At 66.9% G+C, this 25093-nt stretch carries 19 protein-coding genes and 1 pseudogene; 8 read left to right on the top strand and 12 right to left on the bottom strand.

All coding sequences use genetic code 11. The annotated features are described in order from the left end of the window. Window positions 1-6 precede the first annotated feature (6 nt). A complete protein-coding gene (locus tag HND55_02515; protein ID QKK01624.1) occupies window positions 7-2658 on the bottom strand; it encodes a hypothetical protein in 2652 nt (883 codons plus the stop codon). A gap of 49 nt (window positions 2659-2707) precedes the next feature. On the opposite strand from HND55_02515, the gene HND55_02510 reads away from it, so the two are divergent. Next, on the top strand, window positions 2708-3196 hold the full coding sequence (locus HND55_02510; GenBank protein ID QKK01623.1) for an asparaginase: 489 nt from the start codon (window positions 2708-2710) through the stop codon (window positions 3194-3196). A 152-nt stretch (window positions 3197-3348) separates the two neighbouring features. Here HND55_02510 and gcvT read toward each other — a convergent pair whose 3' ends face one another. The 9 genes and pseudogenes from gcvT to HND55_02465 form a co-directional block, all read right to left on the bottom strand. Then, entirely contained in the window at window positions 3349-4422 is a 1074-nt protein-coding gene (gcvT, locus tag HND55_02505) for a glycine cleavage system aminomethyltransferase GcvT (GenBank protein ID QKK01622.1), read from the bottom strand. Window positions 4423-4460: 38 nt separating this feature from the next. Beyond that, the gene (locus HND55_02500) at window positions 4461-5969 is read right to left on the bottom strand and encodes an iron ABC transporter permease (protein ID QKK03958.1); all 1509 of its coding nucleotides are present in this window, start codon (window positions 5967-5969) and stop codon (window positions 4461-4463) included. 85 nt (window positions 5970-6054) lie between these two features. Continuing rightward, entirely contained in the window at window positions 6055-7101 is a 1047-nt protein-coding gene (locus tag HND55_02495) for a Fe(3+) ABC transporter substrate-binding protein (protein QKK01621.1), read from the bottom strand. A 99-nt stretch (window positions 7102-7200) separates the two neighbouring features. Beyond that, the gene (gene eno, locus HND55_02490) at window positions 7201-8487 is read right to left on the bottom strand and encodes a phosphopyruvate hydratase (GenBank protein QKK01620.1); all 1287 of its coding nucleotides are present in this window, start codon (window positions 8485-8487) and stop codon (window positions 7201-7203) included. Window positions 8488-8616: 129 nt separating this feature from the next. Continuing rightward, window positions 8617-9429, bottom strand: coding sequence for a 3-deoxy-8-phosphooctulonate synthase (kdsA, locus tag HND55_02485; GenBank protein QKK01619.1), 813 nt, complete (start codon window positions 9427-9429; stop codon window positions 8617-8619). Then, entirely contained in the window at window positions 9426-11081 is a 1656-nt protein-coding gene (locus HND55_02480; protein QKK01618.1) for a CTP synthase, read from the bottom strand. The genes kdsA and HND55_02480 overlap by 4 nt, the downstream gene beginning before the upstream one ends. A gap of 90 nt (window positions 11082-11171) precedes the next feature. Next, window positions 11172-11516, bottom strand: a complete 345-nt coding sequence (locus tag HND55_02475; GenBank protein QKK01617.1) for a hypothetical protein — start codon at window positions 11514-11516, stop codon at window positions 11172-11174. Continuing rightward, window positions 11491-11808, bottom strand: a pseudogene (locus HND55_02470) (polyphenol oxidase family protein). Before HND55_02470 ends, HND55_02475 begins: the two are co-directional and overlap by 26 nt. After that, window positions 11795-12760, bottom strand: a complete 966-nt coding sequence (locus tag HND55_02465; protein QKK01616.1) for an RluA family pseudouridine synthase — start codon at window positions 12758-12760, stop codon at window positions 11795-11797. The pseudogene HND55_02470 and the gene HND55_02465 overlap by 14 nt, the downstream one beginning before the upstream one ends. A 73-nt stretch (window positions 12761-12833) precedes the next feature. Between HND55_02465 and HND55_02460 the strand changes: the two genes are divergently transcribed. The 3 genes from HND55_02460 to HND55_02450 all read left to right on the top strand — a co-directional run bounded on the left by HND55_02460 (window position 12834) and on the right by HND55_02450 (window position 15170). Further along, window positions 12834-13643, top strand: a complete 810-nt coding sequence (locus HND55_02460) for an outer membrane protein assembly factor BamD (GenBank protein QKK01615.1) — start codon at window positions 12834-12836, stop codon at window positions 13641-13643. A 53-nt stretch (window positions 13644-13696) separates the two neighbouring features. Then, complete coding sequence (locus tag HND55_02455) at window positions 13697-14587, top strand: geranyl transferase (GenBank protein QKK01614.1); 891 nt, start codon at window positions 13697-13699, stop codon at window positions 14585-14587. Window positions 14588-14687: 100 nt separating this feature from the next. Then, a complete protein-coding gene (locus HND55_02450) occupies window positions 14688-15170 on the top strand; it encodes a hypothetical protein (GenBank protein ID QKK01613.1) in 483 nt (160 codons plus the stop codon). Here HND55_02450 and trmB read toward each other — a convergent pair. Both trmB and HND55_02440 read right to left on the bottom strand, forming a co-directional pair. Then, a complete protein-coding gene (gene trmB / locus HND55_02445) occupies window positions 15167-15877 on the bottom strand; it encodes a tRNA (guanosine(46)-N7)-methyltransferase TrmB (GenBank protein QKK01612.1) in 711 nt (236 codons plus the stop codon). The genes HND55_02450 and trmB overlap by 4 nt on opposite strands. Before the next feature lie 274 nt (window positions 15878-16151). Beyond that, window positions 16152-17018, bottom strand: coding sequence for an EamA family transporter (locus HND55_02440; GenBank protein QKK01611.1), 867 nt, complete (start codon window positions 17016-17018; stop codon window positions 16152-16154). Window positions 17019-17188: 170 nt separating this feature from the next. On the opposite strand from HND55_02440, the gene HND55_02435 reads away from it, so the two are divergent. From HND55_02435 to HND55_02420, 4 genes are all read left to right on the top strand, one after another. Next, window positions 17189-18700: a YifB family Mg chelatase-like AAA ATPase gene (locus tag HND55_02435; protein ID QKK01610.1), complete on the top strand. Its 1512-nt coding sequence runs from the start codon at window positions 17189-17191 to the stop codon at window positions 18698-18700. A gap of 61 nt (window positions 18701-18761) precedes the next feature. Beyond that, complete coding sequence (locus tag HND55_02430; protein ID QKK01609.1) at window positions 18762-20672, top strand: BamA/TamA family outer membrane protein; 1911 nt, start codon at window positions 18762-18764, stop codon at window positions 20670-20672. Beyond that, the gene (locus tag HND55_02425) at window positions 20669-24502 is read left to right on the top strand and encodes a hypothetical protein (GenBank protein QKK01608.1); all 3834 of its coding nucleotides are present in this window, start codon (window positions 20669-20671) and stop codon (window positions 24500-24502) included. Before HND55_02430 ends, HND55_02425 begins: the two co-directional genes overlap by 4 nt. Before the next feature lie 67 nt (window positions 24503-24569). Continuing rightward, the gene (locus HND55_02420; protein QKK01607.1) at window positions 24570-25034 is read left to right on the top strand and encodes a PaaI family thioesterase; all 465 of its coding nucleotides are present in this window, start codon (window positions 24570-24572) and stop codon (window positions 25032-25034) included. Window positions 25035-25093: the final 59 nt, after the last annotated feature.

Genomic DNA, 25093 nt, shown 5'->3' with positions numbered 1-25093 from the left:
GGATCGTCAGAACGCGTCCAGAAAGACGGATCGAAACCAGTTCAGCCGCTCGATGCCGAAATCGAGTTCCGGTGCGCGCTGTCCCTGTTCACGCAGCAGCGGGGAAAGTGACAGCCAGGCCGACTCCATCTGCCCGGAGCGGTCAAGCCCGATCTGGGGCATCTGGCTGGCCGCCACCCCGCTGTCGCGCAGCGCCCGCACCCGATCCCGGGTCATCAGCCCGGCCTCGCCGGCCACCATGGCGCGAACCGGAGCATGGTGGCGAATGACGCGCGGGTAATGCAGTTCCAGCATCCGCTTGATCAAGGCGGCGCTGTCGGCCACCCGGTCCATCGCAAGGGCCAGCGGGTCATCGTTATCGACGCGCGACGGGTTGATCAGCGGTGCGGTCATCTGGCGTTCGCGGCGCGCCGCCAGCGCAGTCAGTTCGGCCTGCACGATGACTTCCATCTGCGCACCATCGCTGGCCTCGATTTGCTTGACGCGGTCACCGGTAATGAACCAGTCGCGCCATTCCGCAGCCTGGTCCCAGTTGGCCGCCAGTTCGGCCTCGGGCGTCGTCGGCGCACTGGCGAAATAGGTCAGCCGCCGCGGCACCAGGCCCGGATGCTCATCGGGCAGTCGGCTCGACACCGCCGATCCGACCTGATCAAGCGGACAGTCCAGGGCCAGGATTGCCGGATCGGCGGCGGCGAACAGATAGTGTCGCTGAACGTGATCAACAAAGCGATGGCGAAACACGGTTTCGACGCCATCCCGGCCGGCAAAGGTGCCGACCAGGTCAAAGCCCAGTCGGCCACGGTAATTGGCCACCTCGGGATCGTCACCTCGGGCCGGCGCCATGGACCGGTCGCGCCAGCGCACCCGTTCATAGCACAGGTCGATATCACCCAGACCGATCTGGTCGGCCAGCAGATAGGCATTTGGAAACAGGCCAAGCAGCGCGCGACTGACCGGCAGCTGGATCCGGCTTGCGCAGGTATCGGCCTGTGGACATGGACCGATGGCGATGTTCTCCGGGCGGTAGGCCGTGGCCTGACTGGCCGGCCCGTCCAGATCGATATCACCGCCCGGCCGCACGACGGACTGGTAAAACTCTGCCTGCGCCTCGCCGAGCAGATCCGCAACCTCGCGCAGGGCCGTGCGGTGCAACTCAAGCAAGCGCCGGATCGGATCCCGCCGCTGGCTGCCGTGACCGGTCACGCAGTCGACCCACTCGATCCGCTGGCGGGACTGGCGACCGATCTCCTCGAGCATATCGCCCAGTGCGTTCTGCCACCGACCGCCAGAGAAAAACACCGGGCGCTGCGGCACCCAGCGCACCAGGTTCTCCACGGCCAGCGACCATTCCAGTACGTTGGCGCGCGCGGCCGGCGGGCAGGGTGCATCCAGCAGCCAGTTGAGATGCCCGTCCAGGTAAGCTGCCCGCTGCCAGCTGACCAGCCCCATTTCCCGCCGCAGAAAATGCGGTGCAAACGGGCCGTTGACGCCGCCGACCAGTTCCTCACTGTCCAGCCCCTGACCGATCACATCGAGAAGGTGCTTAACACAGCGTTCGAACACTTCGCGCGGCAACGGCCCGACCAGCAGGGGATCCGGGTCACAGTCCGCACTCACGCGACGCATCGCCTGGCGGACCGGCTGATCCAGATAAAACGCCATATCCGGCATGAACAGCGCCAGGCGCGCGTAGGCGTCGGCCAGTTCCGCAATGGCCGGCTGCACGGCCGGTTCCGGCCCGTCAAGGTAGCTGGCCGCGTCAGCAAGCAGTGCCACGGTCACCGGCAGGTCCAGGTCGACGGTCCGCAACTCCCCGATATGGTTGGCATGGAGCCGATCGAGCAGATCCATCCAGCCCCCCGGATCGGCGACTTCGCGGGTTGCGGTCAGTCGGATCAAACCCTCGAACGCGACCCATACCGCGTGCAGCCAGTCGCCGCTGACCATCGCCATTTCCGCCTCGTCCTGCAGCATTTCGTCACGGATCCGGGCGCGCTCGATCAGCTCATCGGTCTGGCTGAAGCGCGTTGAGCGCCCGGCCTGCCTTCGCGCGTAGCTCAGCCAGTCGATACCGTTTTCGGACGACGCCCCGATCATGCGTGTGATCACGGGCTGCCACAGCTGCGCCGGCGTGGTCGCTGTGGCCGGCTCATCGTCTTCAGCCGGATCAAACTCGGCCAGCCGCTCGACGACCCGCGCCCAGACCTGGCTTGCCTCCAGGCCGGACTGTCGGCCGAGCCGGGCCAGGCGACCGGCGGAGCCCGCCCGCCGCAGCATTGGCTCGAGTCGTGCGGCATAGGGTGAGGGAAACCGCGCGGCAGCGGCATCCAGGCTGCCGAGATTGTGCTCGCGTGACTGTGCCAGCCAGGCAAACACACCGTCAGCAGCCAGTGCGCCGTCCCATGCCACTTGCTGACGCGACTCTGCCACCGTCAGCCCCAGTGCGCCAAGCGTTTGAGGCCAGTCCGGACTCAGCGTTTCCTGCTCCAGCCACAGGCGGGCCGCCAGGGTGAGCTCTCGCGCCTCGTCCGCGGTCAGCGGGTGCCAGTGGGCGGCCAGCGCATCATCAGACAGCGCACTGGCGGCAAGTGCCTGCGCGCATGAGCCGGCCACACAGGCAGCGGCGAGCAGCAGCCGGTAAACGCCAATACGTATCATGCCCGCTATACTACCCGCTGCCCGCACCCAATTCACCGGGGAAATCGCCTTGAACAAGCTCAAGATCCTCACCACAGGCGGCACGATTGACAAGATCTACTATGACGACAAGTCCGATTATCAGATCGGGGAACCGGAGATCGGACGCATCCTCAAGGTCATGAACGTCGCCTTTGAATGGGAGATTCATGCACTGCTCAGAAAGGACTCGCTCGATCTGGGCGACGACGACCGGGCACTCATCCGTCAGGCCGTGATGAACAGCGAGGACAAATACTTCCTGATCACCCACGGAACCGACACCATGGTGGAGACGGCCAGAGCCCTGGGCGAAGCCGGCGATCGCGTCATCGTCATGACCGGCGCGCTCAACCCGGCCCGCTTCATCGACTCCGACGCAGTGTTCAACATCGGTTGTGCCGTAGGCGCAGTCCAGGCCATGCCGCCGGGCGTTTGGATCGCCATGAATGGTCGCATCTGGAATCCGGGCACGGTGCGCAAGAATCGCGCTGCCAACCGCTTCGAGGCGGCTGGATAGGCCCGAGACGAGAATCGAAACCCGTGTCGGTCGGCGTTACATCGCCGACGGACGACCTGGCGGACCAGAACACGCGTCGCCATGTGTGTTCAGGGTTTAACTGCTGTCCGTCGGGGATGCGACCCCGACCTACGCGCGCCTCGAAAGACGGTTCAGATCCGCACCTTGCCCTGTCTCACAAAAGGCGGCTTGACCACGCGGGCGGTGAGCTTGCGGCCGCGCAGTTCGACCGCCACCTCGTCGAACTCGCCGGCCGGGATGCGTGCCAGGGCGACCGGACACTGTGTACTCGGCCCGAACACACCGCTGGTCACCTGCCCTTCGCCGGCCGGCGTGAGGACCACGGCGCCGGTTCGCGGAATGCCGCCGTGGCCGAGCACCAGCCCGACGAGCTGACGGGGAACACCGTTTTCTTTCTGCCGCTCGAGCGCCTCGCGGCCGATGAACTCACGCTCTGACGGCTCGAAGGCCACCGTCCAGCCCAGATTGGACTCCAGCGGCGTCGTGGTGGTATCCATGTCCTGCCCGTAGAGATTCAGGCCGGCCTCAAGACGCAGGCTGTCGCGGGCACCCAGTCCACAGGGCTGTACACCGGCCCGCGACAGTGCCCGCCAGAACCCTGCAGCCTCCCCGGCCGGCATCAGCAGCTCGAAACCGTCCTCGCCGGTGTAGCCGGTGCGGGCGATGAAATAGTCGCCGTGGGTCGTGGCGCGGAAGGGCTGGAGTGATGCGGACTCGCGCGCGCCCAGCACCGCAATGACCCTGTCTCGTGCTGCCGGCCCCTGAACAGCCACCATCGCCAGGTCCTCGCGCTCGCTGATCTCGACGTCAGAACCCGCCGCCACGCGGTGCATCCAGTCCAGGTCGTCTTTGCGCGTGGCGGCGTTGACCACCGTGCGATAGAAGTCGTCCTCGATCCAGTAGGTGATCAGGTCGTCGATCACCCCGCCCTGCTCATTGAGCATGCAGCCATAGAGCGCCTGCCCTCTCTCACCCAGCCGGGCCACGTCGTTGGCCAGCAGCCGACGCAGAAACGATCGGGCCTGAGCACCGCGAATGTCGACAACCGTCATGTGCGAAACGTCGAACATGCCGGCCGCCGCGCGCACGACGCGATGCTCGTCGATCTGGGATCCGTAGTGAATGGGCAGCGCCCAGCCAGCAAACTCGACCATCTTGCCGCCGGCTTCGAGGTGCGCGTCATAGAGCGGGGTTCGGGCTGTCATGCTGATCGCCTTTCGGTTGGTGCGACGTCAATCGGTGATTATATCGCCCGAACGCGCCCGGACCGGATCAGTACCGCCACCGGGATCGCGCCCAGCACGACCAGGATCAGCGCCGGCACCGCTGCCATTTCCCACTGACCCTCTGCGGTGAGCTCGTAAATCCGCACCGCCAGCGTTTCCCAGCCAAACGGACGCAGCATCAGGGTGGCCGGCATCTCCTTGGCCACCTCGACCAGGGCGAGCAGGAACGCCGTGACCAGGCCCGGCCACAGCAGCGGCAGATTGACCCGCCACAGGCGATACCAGCGCGACACGCCCAGGCTGCGTGCAACCTCGACATACTCTGGACGTATCCGGCCGGCGACGCTGTCGAGCGGACCCCAGGCCACGCGCACAAAGCGGATCAGATAGGCGATGACCAGAGCCGTCAGGCCGCCGGCCAGCGCCGTGCCGGCCAGCTGATCGAAGCGCAGAAACGCAAACATGATCGCCACTGCCAGCACCGTACCGGGAATGGCATAGCCCAGCGCGGCGATCTCGCCGAGCATCACCTGGCGGGCGGACGTGTGATGGGTGGCCGCCAGCAACATCAGGCCGCCGCAAACCACGGCCACGGCACCGAACAGACCCAGCACCATGCTGTTGCCGACAACTTCGGCCAGGCGCTCGTCAATCGCCACGGACAGATCCGGCCAGGCCCAGACGAGCAGCTGGACGAGAGGCAATAGTACCGCCAGCGCGATGACAGCAAGCTGCAGGGCGGCAGCGGCCCAGCCGCGCGGGCCGTCCAGACGAATGCGGTGGCCACTCGGGCGGCGCGCTGCCCGACCGGCGTGTCGTGCCCGGCTGAAACGCTCTGCGATCAGCAGCAGCAGCACGAAGAGCATCAGGATCGAAGCCAGCTGCACGGCTGCGGTGAGGTTGAACAGGCCCAGCCAGGTCCGGTAGATCGCGGTGGTAAAGGTATCAAAACCGTAAATCGAGACGGCTCCGAAATCGGCCAGGGCTTCCATCAGTGCCAGCGCCAGCCCGGCGACCACGGCCGGTCGTGCCATTGGGAGACTGGTGCGCAGAAAGGTCCGGTACGGGCCTTCTCCGAGGCTGCGTGAAGCCTCGAAGGCGGCCAGCCCGCCGCCGATGAACGCCGCCCGTGCCAGCAGATAGACGTATGGATAGAAAGCCAGCACCAGGATCAGCAGCACGCCCGAGGGCCGGCTGAGCGCCTCGAACAGCCAGGGCGTGGCGCCGCCGAACCAGTCGCGCCAGGATGTCTGCACCGGGCCGGCGTAATCGAGCATGCCGAGATAGATAAACGCCAGCACATAGGTCGGGAAGGCCAGCGGCAGCACCAGCAGCGGATCCAGCCACCGCCGCAGGGGGTAATCGCAGCAGGCCGACAGCCAGGCCAGCCCGATGCCCAGCACGCTCACGCCCACGCCGACCACGGCAAGCATCAGCAAGGTGTGACCAATCAGGCGCGGCAGCAGAAACTGCGACAGATGCGCCCAGATTTCGGCTTGTGGCTGGCTCCAGCTGGCCGCCAGCATCACCAGCGGCACGCCAACCAGAACCAGCAGCGGGCCGATCAGCCAGCGACGATCGGCCCGCACGCGACCGCCAGCGACGGCTACTTCAGCGGTAGCCGGCACGATCCATCAGGCGCACGGCTTCGGCCTGCCGCTGACCGGCGACCGGCAACGGGGTGTCGTCGGCACGAAACTCGCCCCAGTCCCGCACCAGCCCGCGCGGCTCGACCGCAGGATTGGCCGGAAACTCGAGGTTGCTCTCGGCGAATTCGGCCTGCGCTTCACTGGACGCCAGCCACTCAAGCAGCGCAATCGCCGCATCCGGATTCGGCGCATGGCGCGTCACACCGGCTCCGGAGATATTGACATGAACGCCGCTGGTTTCCTGGTTGGCCCAGAACAGCGCGACCGGGTAGTCGGGGTCGTCGGCAATCTTGCGGCCGAGATAGTAGGTGTTGACGATACCCACATCACACTGGCCGGCTTCAACCGCCTCGATCAGGCGCGTATCCGAAGAGAATGGGTCGGTGGCCAGATTGGCGACCCAGCCCGATACGATGGATTCGGTCTTCTGCTCGCCGTGGTGCTCGATCATCATCGCCACCAGCGACTGGTTATAGACCTTCTGCGAGGTCCGCAGGCACAGCCGCCCGGCCCAGCGCTCATCGGCCAGGTCCTCGTAGGTCGACAGCTCGGCCGGATCGACTCGTTCGGGGTGATAGACAATGGTGCGGGCACGCACCGACAGGCCAAACCAGCGATCCCGGGAATCGCGCAGGGCGTCGGGGATCGACTGCTCAAGCTGCGATGAGCGAACCGGGCGCAGCAGCCCCCGCTCGGCGGCGTGCCACAGATTGCCGGCATCGACCGTCATGAAGACATCAGCGCGGGTCGTGGCACCCTCGGTGGCCAGGCGCTCGATCAGCGCCGCCTCACTGTCGTTGATGTAGTCGATATCGATGCCGGTCTTTTCCGAGTAGCGATCAAACAACGGCTCGATCAGATGCGGCTGGCGCGAAGTATAGACAACCAGACGCTCGGGCCCTGATTCCGCCGTATCGGTCTGCGGCTGCGGTTCGGGCTGGTTGCCGCAGGCCGACAGCAACAGGGCAACGGCCATCAGGCCGGCCAGGCTGGAGTGCGTTCGTGACATGGTGACAGCTCTCATGGAGTATGGTGAATGCAACATTCTAACGATAACGATTTGCATTCACAAGAATAGCATGTGCCCGCGTGAGCCAACCGGTCCGGGTCACCTGCCATTCTGATCGAGCACCGCCGGTCCGCGATATTGCGCGCGATCGCCCAGCTGCGCGTGAATGCGCAGCAGCTGATTGTATTTGGCCACGCGGTCGGAGCGACACAGCGAGCCGGTCTTGATCTGACCGGCATCGGTGGCCACGGCCAGGTCGGCGATGGTCACATCCTCGGTTTCGCCCGAGCGATGCGAGATGATGGTGCCGAAGGCGGCATTGCGCGCCATGGCGATGGCATCGAGCGTTTCCGACAGCGTGCCGATCTGATTGGGCTTGATCAGGATGGCGTTGCCGATGCGCTCATCGATGCCGCGCCTGAGGATCTGCGTATTGGTCACGAACAGGTCGTCGCCAACCAGCTGCACGCGTGATCCAATGCGTTCGGTCAGCACCGCCCAGCCTTCCCAGTCGTCCTCGCTCATGCCGTCTTCGATCGATACCACCGGATAGCGTACGACGATGTCCTCAAGATAGTCGACGAAAGCAGCGCTGTCGAAGGCTCGACCTTCGGCATCAAGCACGTATTGACCATCGCGATAGAACTCGCTGGAGGCCACGTCGAGGGCCAGCACGATGTCCCGGCCCGCCGTGTAGCCGGCCTCGGCGATCGCGGTCATCAGCAATTCAAGCGCGGCCTCGTTCGAGGACAGGTCCGGGGCAAACCCGCCCTCATCGCCGACGGCGGTATTCAGGCCGCGCTGGCGCAAAATGGCCCGGAGCGCATGAAACACCTCGACGCCGGCCTGAAGCGCGGTCGGAAAATCCGGCAACCCGACCGGCATGATCATGAACTCCTGGATATCGACCCGGTTATCGGCATGAGCGCCGCCGTTGAGAATGTTCATCATCGGAACCGGCAGGCTCGGCTGCCGTCCGGAGGTCTCCAGCAGATGCTGCCACAGTGCGCGACCTTCGGCGTGCGCGGCGGCGTGGGCTGCGGCCAGCGACACCCCGAGCAGCGCGTTGGCACCCAGCCGCGACTTGTTTTCGGTGCCGTCGAGCTCGATCAGACGCTTGTCAATGGCCGCCTGATCCCTGACCGGCATGCCCCGGAGCGCATCGGCAATTTCGCCGTTGACCGCGGCCACGGCATCGGCAACGCCCCTGCCACCGTAGCGAGGACCGCCGTCGCGCCGCTCGACGGCCTCCCGGGTTCCGGTCGAGGCACCGGACGGGACCGCCGCGCGGCCCAGGCAACCCCCGTCGGTATGAACCTCGGCTTCCAGCGTGGGGTTGCCGCGGGAATCGAGAATTTCGAGCGCTCTGATTTGAGTGATTTTCATCGGGCGTTCCAGTCAGTTCCTTGAATGTGATGCCGATCGATGGATGATTCGGTGTACGGGTTACGGGTTACGGGCGGACTTAGGCGCTTGTTTTCCGTAAACCGTTACCCGTAAACCGTAAACCGCAACCTAAAGGTCCTTGACCACCCGGTCGATGGCGATGAGTTGCTCGAGTAGCCCTTCCATGTCGGACAGCCGCATCGAGTTGGGACCGTCGCACAGTGCCTGGTCAGGCCTGGGGTGTGTCTCGCAGAACACGCCGGCCACTCCAACACCCGCCGCCGCACGGGCCAGCACGGGGATGTGCTCGCGCATGCCGCCGGAAGACTCACCCTGTCCGCCGGGCAGCTGCACCGAGTGGCTGGCGTCAAAGACAACCGGGCAGCCGGTCTCGCGCATGATCGCCAGCGAGCGCATGTCGACAACCAGGTTGTTGTAGCCGAACATGTAGCCGCGCTCACAGACCATGAGCTGGTCGTTGCCGGCCTCGCGGGCCTTGTCGACGACCTGCCTCATTTCCCAGGGCGAGAGAAACTGTCCCTTCTTGATATTGACCGGCTTGCCGCAGCGCGCCACGTTCTGGATGAAATTGGTCTGCCGGCACAGAAAGGCCGGCGTCTGCAGCACATCGACGACCGCGGCAACCGCCTCCAGCGGTGTATCCTCGTGCACGTCGGTGAGCACCGGAACGCCGATCTGCGACCTGACGGCCTCGAGTATTTTCAGGCCCTCGTCGAGCCCCGGTCCGCGGTAGCTCTTGATCGAGGTCCGGTTGGCCTTGTCGAATGATCCCTTGAAGACATAGGGCACGCCGAACCGATCGGTGACGGCCCTGAGGTAACCGGCTACCTCCACACACAGCGCCTCGGATTCCAGCGTATCCGGTCCGGCAATCAGCAGCAGCGGTTGGTCGAGTCCAACCTCGAACCCGGCAATCTTCATGCTTCCGCCACTCGAGCCACCTTGCCGCCACCGGTCTGATGGCGCTCGAGTGCCGCGCGCACGAAACCGGTAAACAGCGGATGCCCCTCGCGCGGCGTCGAAGTAAACTCGGGGTGAAACTGGCAGGCCACGAACCACGGATGATCCGGCAGCTCGATCATCTCGACCAGGGTGCCGTCGCCCGACAAGCCGGCCAGCACCATGCCGTGCCCGGTCAGCACATCACGGTAGGTGTTGTTGAACTCGTAGCGATGGCGATGTCGCTCGAGCACCTCATCACGGCCATAGAGCTTGCGCGACAGCGTCCTGGGCTGCAGCTGACAGCGCTGCGCTCCCAGTCGCATGGTCCCGCCCAGATCGACTTTTTCGTCACGCAGCTCACGCCGCCCCTTCTCGTCAAGCCATTCGGTGATCAGGCCGATGACCGGATGCGGCGTTTCCGGATCGATTTCGGTTGAATTGGCGTTTTCCAGCCCGCAAACGTTGCGCGCGAATTCGACCACCGCCGCCTGCAGCCCGAGGCAGATTCCCAGGTACGGTATGCCGTTGAGGCGCGCATGCCGAATGGCCATGATCTTGCCTTCGAACCCGCGCTCGCCGAATCCACCTGGCACCAGGATGGCATCGACGCCGTCGAGCACGGCCACCCCGTTCGCCTCGATCTCCTCAGATTCAACCGGCCGGATACGGACCCGAACACGGTCAGCCAGACCACCGGAGATCAGCGCCTCGTTCAGCGACTTGTAGGCATCGGCATGCTCGACATACTTGCCCACCATCGCCACGGTGATCTCGTGGGCCGGACGGGTCAGGGCTTCGACAACGTTTTCCCAGTCGCTCAGGTCGGGCACGACAGCCTTGATGCCGAGTCGATCGAGCACGAAACGGTCAAGCCCCTGGCGGTGGTAGAACAGCGGTATCTTGTAGATCGAGTCAACGTCAACCGCCGAGATCACCGCCTCGTGCAGGACGTTGGTAAACAACGCGATCTTGCGTCGCTCATCGTCGGACAGCATCCGCTCACAGCGGCACAGCAGCACGTCGGGCTGAATACCGATGGACCGCAGCTCCTTGACCGAGTGCTGGGTCGGCTTGGTCTTGATCTCGTTGGCCGCCTTCAGGTAGGGCACCAGGGTCAGGTGCATGAAAAGGGCCTGACGCCCGTATTCAGTACCGAGCTGGCGGATGGCCTCGAGAAACGGCAGGGATTCGATATCGCCGACCGTTCCGCCGATCTCGATCAGGGCGACATCGTAACCCTCGACCGCCTGATTGACCGAATCCTTGATCTCGTCGGTGATGTGCGGAATGACCTGCACGGTCGATCCGAGATAGTCCCCGCGGCGCTCCTTGGCGATCACGTTGGCGTAGATCCGCCCGGTGGTGAAATTGTTGCGCTGACTCATGCGGGTGCGCACGAAACGCTCGTAATGCCCCAGGTCCAGGTCGGTCTCGGCGCCGTCTTCGGTAACGAATACTTCGCCGTGCTGGAACGGGCTCATGGTGCCCGGATCGACGTTGATGTAGGGATCAAGCTTGAGCAGGGTCACGCGCAGCCCGCGGGCCTCGAGAATGGACCCGAGCGACGCTGCGGCAATGCCCTTGCCGAGCGACGACACCACACCACCGGTAACGAAAATCAGAGAGGTCATGCCCGGAACTTCCTGCTGCAACGGTCCGGGAGAGCATTGTAACCGATGCTGGCCGCGCACGCCCGCGCAACGTCCCGGCTTGCGCCGCCGTCAGCCCGACGCCGACGAGCTCATCCAGATGCCGCTCAGCAGGCGCTCGCGGTCGCCGCGACGGTGCGACGGGAAGCGCCCCGGCGACTCCAGGGTACACAGCCGGCAGTCGGTCACTGCCACACCGCGGCGGCACAACAGAATCGTGGCCACCCGCTTCAGGTCGGCACGCCAGCGCCGGCCATCCGGCCGAAAAGCGGTCAGCAGGCGCTGGTCGTCGCGGGCCAGCGCCTCGCGCACCTCGTCGCCCACCTGGTAGCACTGACCGCAGATCGCCGGACCGATCCACGCCAGAAGAGACTCGCCCCCGGCCGGCAGGGGCGTCGAGGACCGCGTCGACAACACCGGCCGCCAGTCCGCGCCAGCCGGCGTGGACCGCCGCGACCAGCCGCCCCTTTCGATGCGCGATGAGAATCGGCAGGCAGTCGGCGGTGCGCACCACCAGCGGCTGATCCGGCCGATCGGTCCAGATCGCGTCGGCCTCGATGCCTTCATGCCAGTCATCACGATGAATCACGCCCGCACCATGCACCTGGCGCAGGGTTGCCGGGCAGCCCGACAGCACGGCATCGGCTTGCTGCTCGTGCAGCACGATCGTCTCGATGGTATCGAGGCCCGGCCAGTCAGGACGCATCATGCGCCGGCGCCTCGTGACTCAGGCCGGCCAGCAGACGCGCCAGATCCTCGGGCAGCGGCGCGCGCACCGCCACCGGCCGACCATCCGTCGGGTGCGGGAAGGCCAGCTCACGCGCGTGCAGCGCCTGGCGCGGGAAGGCCTGCCACAGCATGCGCTGCGACGGCGTCAGGCCGGCCGGTGCGCCGCGCCGGCCGTAGACCGGATCGCCGACGATGGGATGCCTGATATGCGCCATATGAACACGAATCTGGTGCGTTCTGCCGGTCTCGAGCATGACCTCCAGCAAGGTGGCACCGGCCAGTTTGCGCGCAATGCGATAGTGGCTGCGTGCCGGACGCCCGTCCAGGCGCACGATCTGGCGACGCCGATCGACAGGGTGGCGGCCGAGCGGCGCATCGACGGTGCCGCCGGCGATCAGATCGCCCCATACCAGCGCCTGGTAGCGCCGGCTGATCTCCCGCCGCTTCAGCGCTGCCACCAGTGCCGCATGACTGGCCGTCGTCCTGGCCACCAGCAGACAGCCGCTGGTGTCCTTGTCGAGCCGGTGCACCAGTCCTGCCCGCGGCAGCGGCGCCAGCGCCGGATCGTGGTGGAGCAGCGCATTGACCAGGGTACCGCTGCGGTTGCCCGAGCCCGGGTGAACGACGAGGCCGGGCGGCTTGTCGATGACCAGGAAGGCCGGATCCGAATGCAGGACCGACAGCGCGATGGCCTCGGGCCGGGTTTGGTCGTGCGGCTGAAGTTCGGCAGACAGGGTAACCCGCTCGCCGCCTTCCAGCCGATGACGCGGCTTGATCGAGCGCCCGTCGAGGCGAATTGCGCCATCGCGAATCCAGCCGGCAATGCGGCTGCGCGAGAACTCCGGCCACAGCTCGGCCAGAGCCGCATCCAGGCGACCACCCGCCGACTCGCAGGCAATCACTGCCCGACGCTCAACGCGATCAGCCGCCATTCGCCCATTGCCCGACCGGCAATGGCATAATGCCGGCTGTTATCTTCGCTTTCCAAGCCATCAAAGCCTTATTATGCAGAATTCTGTCGCCCCCGGCCGCTGTTTTCGCCTGCTTTCCCTGCTGATGCTCGCCGCCGTTCTGGCGCTGTCGGGCTGCAATCGCGAGGAACGCGACGAAGACCTGGGTGCCGAGGAGCTCTACAGCCAGGCCCAGCGCGCGCTGCAGGCACGCAACTACAGCAACGCCATCGACCTGTACAAGCAGCTGACCACGCGTTACCCGTTCGGCCGCCATGCTGAGCAGGCCCAGCTTGATATGGCCTACGCCATGTACAAGGCCAACCAGTCCGAGCAGGCACTGACTGCCCTGGACCGGTTCATGCGCACCTATCCCACCCACCCCAACATCGACTACGCCTGGTATCTCAAGGGGCTGGTGCACTACAACGACGCCATGAGTTTTTTGCGCAAGCTCTTTCCGGGCCAGGTGGTCGACCGTGACCAGACCAGCGCCCGGCAGTCTTTCATCGAGTTTCAGGAGCTGGTCCGCCGCTTCCCGGAAAGCCGCTATGTGGCCGATGCGCGTCAGCGCATGGTGTTCCTGCGCAACGTCATGGCCGAACATGATGTGGTCATCGGCGAGTACTACTTTCGGCGCGGTGCCTACATCGCCGCCATCAATCGCGCCAAGCATGTCATCGAGAACTACCCGCAGGCACCGGCCAACATCGATGCGCTCGATCTCATGGCGCGCGCCTACAGTCGCCTCGAACTGCCAGAGCTGGCCGAAGATACCCGCCGCGTCCTCGAGTACAACTACGGCGATGTCGAGTCGAGCGAGGAAAAGCGGAGCTTCTGGCGCTGGCTGTGGCCGTTCGACTGAACGAAATGCGCCGTCACGCAGCACCGCCAGCCCGCTAGTCCGCCCCAGCCTGGATGAGCAGTAAACGCCGATTCGACCAGCGCGCCGATGGCCTGGTCGAACGCTGCGAGCGCGCGCTGTCACAGCAACTTGACCCCGATGCCTCCGGCGACTCCACGCTCGCCAGAGCCATGCGCTACGCCGTATTCAACGGCGGCAAACGGCTGCGGCCCCTGCTGGTCTATGCCTCGGGCGAGGCGCTGGGGATCGCGGCACCAGCGCTTGATGCGCCCGCCTGCGCAGTTGAGCTGATTCACTGCTACTCGCTGGTGCATGACGATCTGCCGGCCATGGATGATGACCCGCTGCGGCGCGGCCAGCCCACGGTCCACCTGGCGTTTAGCGAAGCGACGGCCATCCTGGCCGGTGACGCACTGCAGGCACTGGCCTTCGAGATGCTGACCGATGTGCCTGACGCCCGCGCGGCACGCCAGATGATCGGCGAGTTGTCCCGTGCCTGCGGCGTGGCGGGCATGGCCGGCGGCCAGGCGCTGGATCTGCTGTTCGAGGGCCAGAGGCCCGACCGCGCGGCCGTCGAGGACATGTTCCGGCGCAAGACTGGCGCCCTGATCCGCGCGGCTGTGCTGATGCCGACCGCGCTGCACGGCGATATCGCGGATGCCGATCGTGCCGCCCTCGCCGGCTTTGCCGAGACCGTTGGTCTGGCCTTCCAGATCCGCGACGACCTGCTCGAGATCGAGGGCGAGACCGAATCAATCGGCAAGGCCAGCACCAGCGACCGCAGCCGCGCCAAGGCCACCTGGCCGGGTCTGTTCGGCATCAAGGCCGCCCACCAGCGCATTAACGAGCTCGGCGACCGGGCACGCGCCTGCCTGGACACCATCGCCGGAGATACACGCGGCCTGCGCTGGCTGGCCGACCGGTTGCTCAACCGCCGATCCTAGCCCGCAGCCGACTTGACCACCCTGCTTTTTTTTGCCTGCCGCGCCTGGACACTGACGCCCGGCCCGTCGGTTGACACAGGAAAACCACCGAGGCGATGCAATGAAACGTTATCGACTGATGCTATTCGCCCTCGCGACCTTTGCCCTGGCAGGGTCGGCAAACCTGAACGCATCCGAACTGCACGAGTCACTGGTCCCGGATGCACCGGCGGTCATCATCGACGACGCAGTTCTCTACGGGGTTTCGGATTCCGCCACCCTGACGGCCGACCTGGTCACCGGGGAACTGATGATTCAGTACGCGGACGGGTCAAGATTCACCAGCCAGCTGGACATCTCGGCCCGGCCCGACGATCCCTTGCTGAGGTCGCAGGAACCGATCAGCATTCACCTCGGCGCCGATCCGGTCCTGATGAGCGGCGCCTGCGCAAGTCAGGCACAGGCACTGACTCTTGCAGTCGGGCTGGTCCAGTCTGCCTGCTCCGGCGGCGATTCCGATGCCTGCCACGACGCGCGGGTTGCACTGGCCTCCGCCTACCACGCCTATACCGAATGCATGCGAGTCTTTCTGGAGGAACGTTAGGGGCGCCTCGATCCGGCGTCAGCCGGCCGGTGTCGGCCAAGGCGGCAGAGGATATCGAAAATGGCGTGACCCTTTCGCTGGCCGCGACGCTCGAAGTGCGTCTGCGGCCGCCAGGCCGGTCTCGGCACGAAAGGATCGCCCTTAAGAACCAGCGCCGGCACCTCTTCGATAGCATCGACCATCCAGTCGGCATACGGCGCCCAGTCGGTGGCCAGGTGTAGTAGGCCACCGGGTTTCATGCGTGAGGCCAGCAGCTCGAGAAACGGCGGCTGGATCAGGCGCCGCTTGTGGTGGCGCTTTTTCGGCCAGGGATCGGGAAAGTAGATCCGGGCCTCGTCGAGGCTGGCCGGAGCCACCTGCTCGGCCAGCACTTCAACGGCATCGCGCATGGCCACGCGCACATTGGTCAGCTCCATCTCGTCCAGGCTTTTGAGCAGGCGGCCCACGCCGGGCTCGTGCACCTCGATGCCGACAAAATTCTTGTCGGCTTCATTGCCCGCCATCCAGGCCAGGGCCTGACCATTGCCGAAGCCGATCTCCACGACCAGCGGCGCATGGCGATCGAAGGCATAGCGCAAATCGACCACATCGCGCCCGATACCATAGCGCGGCAGCAGCTCGTCGAGCGCTCGCCGCTGGCCCGGCGTAAGACGGCCCGGTCGGCGCACGAAGCTGCGGATACGGCGGAGGTACGTTGGTTCGTTCATTCGTTCATCCGTGGTCCGGAAAGCGCGCAAGATCATGTGCGTCGGGCTCGCACCGACGACGAACTTGATTCACAATCGGTGGCCCGGAAACCCCGCGAGATCGCGTAGGTCGGGGTAACATCCCCGAGGGACGACCTGTCCGATCCCCCCACCGACTGGCTACGCGTGTTCATGACCCGGCGAAGGGGGCAGGCATGAGCGCCCCGTGGTGGCCGGCTCGACGTCGTCCGTCGGGGATGCGACCCCGACCTGCCCGGGCCTCGCGCCGATCTTCCTATTGTAATTGGCCCGCACGCCTCACCGGCGCGCGACAGACCCACACGGCCGCGATGATGATCGCCCCGCCGACGAGCAGCCGGGGCCAATCCACATCCCGGCTCCAGAGCAGGACGTTCACCAGGATGCCGGCCGGGATGAGCATATTGTTCATCACCGCCAGCTGGCCGGTGTTGACCCGCTTCGCGCCCAGGTTCCAGCCCAGGTAACCCAGACCCGAAGCGCCCAGACCGAGCCACAGCAGGATGGCCCACTGCAGCGAAGTCTGCGGCCAGCGGCCGTGGTCGGCGAAGATCAGCATCGCCAGGCCGGTGACGATGGCCGCGCCGAAAAAGAAGAAACCGAAGGTCTGCACCTGCGAGACGGTTCCGCCCAGCGCCAGGCGCTTGAAGGCGACCTGGCCGGCGGCAAAGCACAGGTTGGCCCCCTGCACCAGAAGAAAGCCGACGAGATACTCGCCGCCGACCGAACCGAAGCGGATCACCGCCGCCCCGGCCACGGCCAGCGCCGCCCCGGCCCAGAACCGGCCGGGCACGTGCCGGCGCGAGCGCATGACCTCGTCGATCAGGGTCACGTACAGCGGCGTGAAGATGGTAAAGAGCAGCAGCTCGGGCACGCTCAGATAGCCGTAGGCGTGGAACAGAAACAGATACATCAGCCCGATCTGCACCGCGCCGATCGCCATCAGAGACGCGGCCACGTGCCAGCCCGGCCGCGCGCGCAGCAGCAGCGGCGCGAACAGCACCAGCGCCAGCGCCACGCGCACGAACACCGAGACAAAATCATCGACCTGGCCCGACAGATACACACCGATCAGCGAAAAGCTGAAGGCCCAGACCAGCGTCACAACCCAAAGCAGCCACATACCGAAAAAGCCCGATCTGTCAATCAGCGCTCAAGAATAACGGTTTACGGTTCATGGTGTCCGGACGCGAATGGCAGATTTCCTACAGACTTCTACAGCGCTCTGCCATGTCGCGGCACTTACAAGGGGTGGCATCCTGCTTGTCGTTATCCGAATGCAAGGCAAACACGATGGGCCTGGCTACCACAAGATCGCGCGCCGCCGTCGGCATCGAGGCGCCACAGGTCAGCGTCGAGGTCAACCTGGCATCCGGGCTGCCGCTGTTCGGCATTGTCGGCCTGCCTGAAACAGCCGTGCGCGAGAGCAAGGATCGGGTGCGTGCGGCTGTCAAGAACTCCGGGTTCGCCCTGTCTTCGTGGCGCGTGACCGTATCGCTGGCACCGGCCGACCTGCCCAAGGAAGGGGCGCGCTTCGACCTGCCGATCGCCGTCGGCATGCTGGCCGCATCCGACCAGATCCGGCGCGAAGGCCTGGAGCAGTGGGAGTTCCTCGGCGAGCTGTCGATGACCGGGCGACTGCGCGGCGTCAAGGGCGCGCTGCCGGCCATTCTCAAGGCCCGCGATGCCGGCCACAAACTGGTGCTGCCGCGCGCCAATGCCGAAGAAGCCGCACTGGTCGCTGACGCCGAAGTCTACCTGGCCGAGTCCCTGGCCGAGCTGGCTGCTGCACTCAACGGCTGTCAGCGCCTGGCCCGCCCGCAGCCGGCCGTTGAGCAGGCATCCCGGCCCGGCCTGCCCGATCTGAGCGACGTACTGGGCCAGCATCGTGCCCGGCGTGCGCTGGAGATCGCCGCCGCCGGCGGCCACAATCTGCTGCTGATGGGGCCCCCGGGCACCGGCAAGACCCTGCTGGCCTCTCGCCTGCCCGGCATCCTGCCGCCGATGGCCGAGGGCGAGGCGCTCGAGGCGGCGGCGATCGCCTCGGTGGCCGGGCGCGAGCTGGACCCGGCGACCTGGCGGCAGCGCAGGTTTCGCGCACCCCACCACACCGCCTCGGGCGTGGCCCTGGTCGGCGGGGGCTCGAAGCCGCGGCCCGGCGAGATCTCGCTGGCGCACGGCGGCGTGCTGTTCCTTGATGAACTGCCCGAGTTCTCGCGCCACGTGCTGGAGGTGCTGCGCGAGCCGCTCGAATCCGGCCGCGTGGTGATTTCGCGCGCGGCGGTGCAGGCGGAGTTCCCCGCTGCGTTTCAATTGGTCGCGGCGATGAACCCCTGCCCCTGCGGTTACGAGGGCGACCCGTCCGGGCGCTGTGGATGCACGCCCGACCAGATCCGGCGCTACCGCGATCGCATCTCTGGCCCGCTGCTCGACCGCATCGACCTGCATGTGGAAGTGCCGCGCCAGTCGCTCAAGGACCTGCCGCCGGGCGAGTCCTCGGCCGACGTGCGCGAGCGAGTGCTGGCGGCGCGCGAGCGGCAGGCGGCGCGGGAAGTCGTCAACGCCCGCCTGGATGTCGCCGGCATCCGCAGCCACTGCACGATCGACGAGCACTGCGCCAACCTGCTCGAGACCGCCTGCGAGCGGCTGCGCCTGTCGGCCCGAGCGCACCACCGCATCCTGCGCGTGGCCCGCACCATCGCCGATCTCGACGGCAACGAACGGATCGGCGTGCAGCACTTGAGCGAGGCAATCGGCTACCGCCAGCTCGACCGCCGCCAGAACGCGTTTGCCGCCTCCGCCTGAACGTCGCACCGCCGCCACTGTCCGAGCGTTACCATACTCACGGGTATTCGCTGGAGGCACCATGGCACGGGGGACGAGACTGCTGCTGCTTTCGCTGTTGCTCGCCTCCTTTGCCGCGCGGGCGATTACCGTGTCGACCGAGATCTCCGGTCTCGACGGCGAACTGCTGGCCAACGTGCGCGCTTCCGTCTCGCTGGTCCAGGCCGAGCAGTTCGAGGAGGTTTCGCTGTGGCGACTGCGCCAGATGACCGATCAGGCGCGCGAGGAAGTCCGGCAGGCGCTGCGCCCGTTCGGCTACTACGCGCCGCGCGTCCGGGTCCGGCTGATCGAACCCGAAGACGGCGGCGATCAGTGGCGCGCCCGGCTCGAGATCGACGCCGGCGAGCCGGTGCGGGTCGATGCGATCACGATCGAGATCACCGGCGGGAGCGCGGACGACCCCGAACTGCAGGCGTGGCGGCGGGAATGGCCGCTGAAGACCGGCGACCGCCTCGACCATGCCCGCTGGGAAGCCGCCTGGCGCGAACTCGAGCGCCTGGCCGAGGAGCGCGGCTACTTCCGCGCCCGCTTCGACACCCGCCGCGTCACGGTCGACGCCGAACGCCGGCAGGCCGACCTCGAAATCCGCTTCGACACCGGCCCGCGCTATCGCTTCGGCCGCTACGACGCACCCGACCAGCCGTTCAGCGAATCGCTGATGGATCGGCTGCATATCCTGGAGGTCGATGAGCCCTTCGACGTCGAGCGCGTCGACCGGCAGCGCGAAGCCCTGGTGCGCTCGGGCCTGTTCGAGCGCGTGGTCATCGAAACCGAGCGCGATGACGAGCGCGGGCGCGTCGACCTGCACTATCGGCTCGTACCGCGCCCGCCCAACACCTGGCGCGCCACCGTCGGCTTCGGCACCGATACCGGCGCCCGCTTTCATCTGGGCTGGACGCGCCACTACCTGGGCTCTCGCGGCAACCGCTTCGAGGCCGCGCTGGGCGCCCAGCAGCACAACCGCGAATACGTCCTGCAGGCCGAGTACCGCCACCCGCACGGCGACAACCCGTCAGAGTTCCTGACCGCCGGCACCACCCTGCGCAGCGAACGCGACGACTTCCGCTTCTACGAGCAGGATCGCATCGAGCCGGTCTTCGAGGCCTTCGGCGGACGTCGCGAGCAGGCCGAGCTGACCTTCGGCCGGCTGCAGGAACGCCGGCTCTGGCCGAAACGTTTCCAGGGCCTGGAAGAGCGGTTGTTCGTGTCGATCCTCAACGAAAGCTTCGACGCCTTCCGCGAGGCCTCCTTCAGCCCGGAAAACGAGGCCCTGCTCGAAGCCAACCCCGAACTGCGGCCCTACCTCGATACCGACAGCCAGGTGATTGCCTTCGGCGGGCGCTGGCACCTGCCGAGCATCGAAGGCAGCGGCTTCGCCGCCCGCGGTTCGGTCTGGCGCGCCCACCTGATCGGCGCGCACGAGTCGGCCGGCTCCGACGTCAGCTTCGCCCAGGCCTGGGTGAGCGGGCGCTGGCACCTGCTGCTCGGCGACCGCCACAAGCTCCTGCTGCGCGGCGAGGCCGGCTACACGCAAGCCGACACGCAGCGCCTGGATATCGTTTTGGATGATCGCAGCCTGGACCTGACCCTGACCGAGCTGCCCGAACGCTTCCGCTTCAAGACCGGCGGCGACCGCACCGTGCGCGGCTATGGCTTCGAGGATTTGAGCACCAACCGCAATGGCGCCAACCACCTGCTGGTCGGCTCGGTCGAGTATGAATACCGCGTCGGCGAGAACTGGTCGCTGGCGGCCTTTGCCGACATCGGCAACGCCTTCAACGACTTCGACGACCGCAAGCTCAAGCGCGGCGTGGGCGTGGGCTTTCGCTGGTATACGATGATCGGGCCGCTGCGCATCGACATCGCCCAGGCCCTCGACGAAGTCGACGATCCCTGGCGCCTGCATTTCACCATCGGCACACAACTGTTATGAAGAAGTGGTTGATCATCGTCGGCGTCATCCTGCTCGCCCTGCTCGTGCTGGCGGGCTCGGCCTGGCTGTGGCTCACGCGCAGCGAAAGCGGCGCGCGCTGGGCCGTGGCGCGCGCGGCCAGCGCGGTCGAGCGGCTGGAATACGCCGACCTGTCCGGCGGCCTGGCCTCGGGCCTGATGCTCGAGGGGCTGGACTTCGAGCACGCCGGCGTCCGGGTCAGCGCGGGCCATCTGGAGCTGGCCGCCCGCATCGAGCTGTTCGCCGGGCCGCGCTTGGTGGTCCACCACTTGCGCGGTCGCGACATCGGGGTTTTCCTGCCCGAAGGCGAGTCGGCCGAGCCCAAAGCCGGGACTCCGCCCTTCGACCTGGCCTCGATCGCCAGCCCGCTCGAGGTGATCATCGAGGAAGTCGACCTGCGGTCGCTGACCGTTCACGCCGGCGGCGAGCCGGTGCTTGTCGATCGCATCGCCCTGACCGGACGCTACGGCGAGTCCGTCGAGATCGAGCGGCTCAACATCGACGGCCCGGACGGCCGGCTGTCGGCGCAGGGACAGTGGGCGCTAAAAACCCGCGGCAGCGGGCGCGTGCAAGTGGATGCTGGCACGACCCTGTCAGACGGCAGCGAACAGTCCCTGGTCGCGAACATCAGCGGCCGGCTCGACTCGCTCGATTTCGAGCTAAGCAGCCGCGGTCCGGCCGAAGTGCAGGGGAACGCCCGCATCCGCGGTCTGCCCGAATTTCCGCAAATCGAAACGGACCTGAGCGGTCGCATTCGCGACTGGCCGGGACTGCCGCTGGCCATCGACGACCTGGTGCTTCGCCTCGAAGGCCGGCCCGGGGACTGGCGCGCGAGGTCCAGTGCAAGACTCGAGGGGCCCGATATCCCACCGGGACAGTGGCAGCTGGCCCTGTCCGGTGGCACCCAGTCGCTGACGATCGAGTCGCTGGAAGCCGACGTGCTCGACGGGCGCATCAGCGGCAGCGGCGGGCTCGACTGGTCGGCATCGGCGCCGGCATCCAGCGCCAGTCTGCGGCTGGAATCGCTCGACCTCACGCCGCTCTACCCGGACTGGCCCAACCAGGGCCGGGTCTCGGGCGAGCTCACGGCAAGCACCGAAGGCGGCGTGATCGAAATCGAAAGCTTGGCGCTCAGCGCATCACCCGGCGAGCTGAGCGTGACCGGCAGCGGCCGCATCGACCCGGGCGAAGACCGCATCGACGCGATCCTGGAGTGGCGGCAGTTCACCTGGCCGCCGGTCAGCGACGAGCGCGAACCGCTGGTGGCCAGCGAATCCGGCCGGCTGCGCCTGGAAGGCCGCATCAGCGACTGGCGTACCCGGCTCGAGGCCGTAATAGAGGGCCCGCGGTCACCGACAGCGCGCGTCGAGGCGCGCGCCAGCGGATCGGCCGAGGGCGCGCAAATCGAGCATCTGGGAGTCGACGCCGGCGAGGCCGGCTCGCTTTCCGTGCACGGCAGCCTGGCCTGGGCGCCGGGCCTGTCGGCCGATCTCATCGTCGACGTGCAGGGCTTCGACCCCGGCGTGCTGGTCGTGCAGCTCCCGGGCAGCATCAGCGGCAGTGCCCGACTGCGGCTCAGCCGCGACGAGCACCTGCGCGCCGACGTCGACGTCGAGCGCCTCGAAGGCCGGCTGCGCGGGCAGTCGCTGGACGGGACGGGTCGGCTGGCCTGGCTGGACGACCGCCCGGAATCGGCCGCCCTTGAGCTGCGCCTGGGAGAGAACCGCATCAGCCTGGCCAACCTGGAATCAGCCGACTGGCAGTTCGAGCTGGACGCCGTTGCCCTGGACCAGCTCTGGCCGGATCTGGAAGGCCGCGCCAGCCTGCACGGCGGCTTCGACCCCGGGTCCGGCACGGCTGAGCTGGCCGGACAGGTTGAACAACTCCGCTACCGCGACTACAACCTCGACGAGGCCGATATCGAGCTGGCCCTGGGCTGGCTCGAGAAGCCGGAGGTCGACCTGGCCGTCGAAGCGCGCAACCTGGACCTGCGCCCCTGGGACCGGATCGAAACGCTCGAACTCACGCTCGCCGGCGGCTGCGCCGATCACCGCTTCGAGTTGACCGCCGCCGGCGCGCGCGGTCGCATCGGCCTGGCGGCCGGCGGCGAATGGCCCGACTGCCTGCAAGGCGGCGCCGACTGGCGCGGTGAGCTGCTGCGCCTGGACCTGTACGACACCGCCGCCGGCGACTGGCAGCTGACCGGGGCGTTGCCGGTCCGCGTCGCGGGCGGCAGCGTTCGCGCCCAGGCCAGCTGCCTGGCACAGGGCAACGGCAATCCGGGCCGGCTGTGCCTGGACGCGCTCGAAGCCGGCGAAACCGGTCGGGTGGCCGCGCGCATCGAGCAGGTGCCGATGGATCTTCTGCTGCTGCCGCTCAACCCGGTGTTTTCGCTGACCACGCCCCTGTCGGGCCGGATCGAAGCCGGCTGGGACCGGTTCGGCCTGGCGCGTCTTGGCGGATCACTGAGACTCGACGCCGGCGCCCTGCGTGCCATCGGCGAAGACGAAGACCTGCTCAGCATCGAGTCGCTGAATCTCGACCTCGAGCCGGGGGAGAACCGTTCCCTGGCGCTCGAACTCCAGGCAAGACTGGAAGGCGCCACCGAGCTTCGCGGCCAGGCCCGCCTGGCCGACCTGCGCGATCCGGCCGCTACCGAAATCGAGGGAGAAGCCCGGCTCGACCTGCCGGAGATCGCTGCCTTCGCCCACCTGGTGCCGCGCGTCGACCGCATTGGCGGCGCCGCCAGCGGCCGCGTCGAACTGACCGGTTCCGTGACCAGCCCGTCGATCAGCGGACAGCTGGCGATTCAGAACGGCAGCCTGCTGTACGCACCGCTGGGGCTGGACGTGCGCGCCATCGAAATCGAGCTGGCCGGATCGGCCGACCGGGCCACGCTCTCTGCCCGCGCACAATCGGGTGACGGCCAGCTGCGTCTGAACGGCGAAGCCAGCCTGGCCGACGGGGGCTGGCGCCTCGAGAGTCGGATCGACGGCGAGCGCTTCGCCTTCGCCGGCGCCGAATGGCTGGCGATCTCGGCCAGCCCGGCGATTAGCCTGCGCGCCGGCCCGGAAAGCATCGACGTCGACGGACAGGTGCGCATCGATCGCCTGCGCGGCGGACTGCCGCCGGGCGCGGCCGAGCGCGTCCGGCCCTCGCCCGACGTCCGGGTGCTGGGCGAGACCAACGAGGACGAGGCAGCAGTGGCGGCCGAGCGGCGGCAAGTTCACGGACGTGTGGCCATCGACCTGGGTGACGACGCCAGCCTGGCGAGCGAAGGGTTCCAGACCGAGCTGGCCGGCGGCATCGAGCTGGCCTGGAACGGCCCGCCACGCCCGCAGGGCAGCGGCACCATTCGCCTGCCCGAAGGTTCCTACCGCGCCTACGGCCAGAACCTGGAGATCAACGGCGGTGAAGTGATCTTCTCCGGCCAGCCGATCGACGACCCGCGCCTGGACATTCGCGCGGTGCGCGATATCTTCGGCGACCCGGAAGTCGAGGCCGCCGGCGTGCACATCGCCGGCAGCGCGCGCAACCCGGACATCCGCCTCTACACCGATCCGCCGACCAGCGAGGAAAAGGCCCTGGCCTACGTGGTGACCGGTTCGGATTTCGACCATGCCGGCGGCCAGGGCGCGCTCAACGTCGGCCTCTACCTGCTGCCGAACCTGTTCGTCAGCTACGGCGTGGGCCTGTTCGAGACCGGCAACGTGCTGTCGGGCCGCTACGAGTTCTCGCGCCGCTGGGGCGTGCGCGTGGTGTCCGGCGAACGCGACACCGGCGTTGATCTAAGCTATACGGTCAACAACTGAACCGGCCGCAGCGCCCCGGCGATGAACTTGGCATACTAAGCGGCACACACACCCGAAACGCAACCCGATGAACGAACCCTGCTTGCAGGAACGCTACGCCCCGCACAACGCCTGCTTCGGCTGCGGACCAGCCAACGACAAGGGCCTGCGCATCCGTTCCTTTGCGCAAGGCGAACGCGTCGTCGCCGACTGGCAGCCCGAGCCGTATCACGAGGCGTTCCCCGGCGTACTCAATGGCGGCATCATCGGCTCGCTGCTCGACTGCCACATGAACTGGACCGCGGCCTGGCACCTGATGCAGTCGCAGGGCCTCGACAAGCCGCCGTGCACAGTGACGATGGAATACAGCGTCAAGCTGCGCCGCCCGACCCCTTCGGACGGACCCCTGCACCTGGAGGCCTGGGTGACCGACTCCGACGACCGCATCGTGACCGTCGAGGCCGAACTGTCAGCCGGTGGCGAACTCTGCGACCGGGCCACCGGCAGGTTCGTTGCGGTAAAACCCGGGCATCCGGCCTACCATCGCTGGTAACTCGTTGATCCAGGCCCGCGTCGGCCAGGGTCGCATCCCCGACCCACGAGGCTCCGGTT

It is taken from the genome of Pseudomonadota bacterium, assembly GCA_013285445.1.
Classification (GTDB): Bacteria; Pseudomonadota; Gammaproteobacteria; order Xanthomonadales; family Wenzhouxiangellaceae; genus Wenzhouxiangella.
The sequence above is the reverse complement of the archived record's forward strand: the minus strand, read 5'-3'. Positions and strand labels throughout refer to the sequence as shown.